The organism is Serratia sp. root2, from assembly GCF_031931805.1.
Taxonomy (GTDB): domain Bacteria; phylum Pseudomonadota; class Gammaproteobacteria; order Enterobacterales; family Enterobacteriaceae; genus Serratia; species Serratia inhibens.
Genome location: NZ_JAUJXB010000016.1, coordinates 1 through 2,790, shown reverse-complemented (window position 1 = coordinate 2,790; position 2,790 = coordinate 1). Strand labels below are relative to the sequence as shown.

At 61.0% G+C, this 2,790-nt stretch carries 1 protein-coding gene; it reads left to right on the top strand.

Features of this window, described 5'->3' with window-relative positions; genetic code table 11:
- Positions 1–2,629, top strand: a 2,629-nt coding sequence (locus tag QZQ97_RS24465) for a beta strand repeat-containing protein (RefSeq protein WP_311995508.1), incomplete at its 5' end; no start/stop codon positions are given.
- Positions 2,630–2,790: the final 161 nt, after the last annotated feature.

The following is a 2,790-nucleotide window of genomic DNA, read 5'->3' as shown; positions in this document are numbered from 1 at the left end:
GGCGGTGAATGCGCTGGCGCAGAACGGCGGCTTGCTGAAGGCCGAAGGCGGCCAGGTACTGATGACCGCCAAAGCGGCGGGCGACATGCTGCAAACCGTGGTGAATAACCAGGGGACCATCACGGCCACCACGCTGAGCAATCAGGCGGGGCGTATCGTGCTGGATGGCGGCAACACCGGCGTGGTGAACGTGGCGGGCGTTCTCGATGCGAGCGCGGCGGCGGGCAACGGCGGCGCGGTTGAAACCCGGGGCGCCCGCGTGGCGGTTCAGCCTGCGGTGCAGGTGACCACCCAAGCGGCCAACGGCAAAACCGGCAGCTGGAAGATAGCGGCCGCCGAGGTTAACGTCGCCGATAACGGCACCCTGAATGCGGCCACGCTGGCCAATGGTCTGGCGAACAACAACGTGGCGCTGACCAGTACTCAGGGTGATGTCGCCGTCTCCGGCCCGGTGGCCTGGCAGAGCGGCAATAAACTGTCGCTCACTTCCGAGCGTGCGGGCATCAAGCTCAATGCGCCGCTGCAGGCAACGGGTGCCGGGGCAGGGCTGGAGCTGAACCACAAGACCGGGTATGCGCTGAATAACGAGGCGGCGGTCACGCTGTCCGGCGCCGGGGCCACATTCAGTGCCAACGGTGAAGGCTACCAGGTGGTGCAGAGCCTGCAACAGCTGCGCGCGATCGAAAACAATATGAATGGCCGCTATGTACTGGGCAATCAAATTGTCGGCAAAGATCGCTTCAATACGTTGGGCGACGGTCGTGTCAATTTCTCCGGTACGCTTGATGGCTTGGGCAATACCCTCAGCGATCTCTCCATTTATGGCAGTGGCAGCGCGATCGGGCTGGTTGGCACCAATACCGGCAGTATCAGCAACCTGAACCTGGAGCGTATTTCAGCCAGCGGCGCGGGATCCAGAGCTTACAACACCCAGGTGGGCACGCTCGCCGGAAACAATCTCGGCAGCATCAGCAACGTGAAGGCGAAAGGCGTACAGGTTACCGGCAGCGCTTACCTCAATACGCTCGGCGGCTTGGTAGGCAACAATTTACGCGGCAGCATCGAAGGTTCTTCGGCCAGCGGTAAGGTGATGGGGGGCCGATATACCTACGCAATGGGTGGGTTGGTCGGCCATAACATTACCAACAACCAGGGTGTGGCAACGATCAACAACAGCCGTGCCGACGTTGAGCTCATGGGGCAAATGGATCGAGAGTCCTATGGTGCTGGCGGGTTGGTTGGCGCTAACTGGGGCGGCGTTATCGCCAACTCTTCCAGCGGCGGTTCCATTAATCTTGCCGGCGAGAGCCTGAACGTTGGCGGCTTGGTCGGGGAAAATATCCGCGGCGGCAGCATTTCTCATGCTGATTCCAGCACTCGCATCAATGCCGGACGCTCTGGCCAGGTTGGCGGGTTGGTTGGTTTCAATCAGTCGGGCTCGTTGAGCGATTCTGTTGCCAGCGGCCAGATCGTCGCCGACGGCGCCGCAGCGCTGGGGGGCCTGGTGGGCAAAAATCAAAACGGTGCAATCACTCATGCATTGGCCAGCGGTAACGTCACCGATCTGACCAGCCGCAATGTCGGGGGGCTGATCGGCTTGAACGAGGGCGGCACCGTCGTTAATGCCACTGCCACCGGCACTGTGAACGGTGGGCGCAATGCCAACGTTGGCGGTCTGATTGGTTACAACACCGGGGAGGTTCGCAATGCCTCCTTTAACGGCAGCGTATCTGCCAGGGAAAAGAGCTGGGCGGGTGGCCTGATCGGTTTCAACGCGGGCGGCGCGATCGCTGATTCATCAGCCATCGCTCAGGTTAATGGTTCTGGCAGTGAGGCTATCGGTGGCCTGGTTGGCTGGAATCAACAGGGGGCGATTAGCCACGTTTCGGCCAAGGGGGCGGTCACCGACAGGAGCGGTGTTCACCTTGGTGGGTTGATTGGCCGCAACCACGCCGGCCCGGTCAACTCGGCGCTGGCCAATGTAACGGTGAGCGGCGGCAACAATGCCTTCGCCGGCGGTTTGATCGGCCTGAACGGCACCGGGGCGGTTCAGTCTTCTTCGGCTGAAGGCGCGGTGACGGCGGCAGCGAATAGCCGGGTCGGCGGCCTGATTGGTCAAAACGATGATGGTATGGTGCAACAGTCTTCAGCCAAAGGAAACGTCACCGCCGGCGTGAACAGCCGGGCCGGCGGTTTGGTGGGCTACAGCGCAGGTAATCTGCTGGACGTCTCGGCTAACGGCGACGTTTCCGCCGGTGCCGATAGCCGGGTTGGCGGCTTGGCGGGCGATGTGAAAATCGGCAAAAAAATCGAACTTGCATCCGCCGGTGGAGCCGTACGCGGGGGAAATCGCAGCCATGTGGGGGGCTTGGTTGGCTCCAATGGCGGAGATATCACCCGTTCTTCAGCCTCCGGTAGCGTTGCCGGCAGCTACGGCGCTTACGTTGGCGGCCTGGTCGGTATGAATGGCGGCGCTGTGCGTCTGTCATCGGCCAGCGGCAAAGTAGACATCGCCAACAGCGAAATCTATGGCGGGTTGATTGGGATGAACTTTGGCTCCCAATCACTCAATAGCGTTTCCGAAGACGCGGCCAAAATACCCATGATCGGGCGCGACTTCGGTTATTAATCCTTTCCCCACAGGACAGACAGTCGGTCTGGGCACATGTTGCCCAGGCCGCTCTTACGTGGATCGTAGTACGGGAAATTCCCCAGAATTTGGATTCAGGCGGCCCGATATTTCTGGCCGACTGATGATGAAGCCCTGCTGCCGGAGTGCAGCAAAAAAGT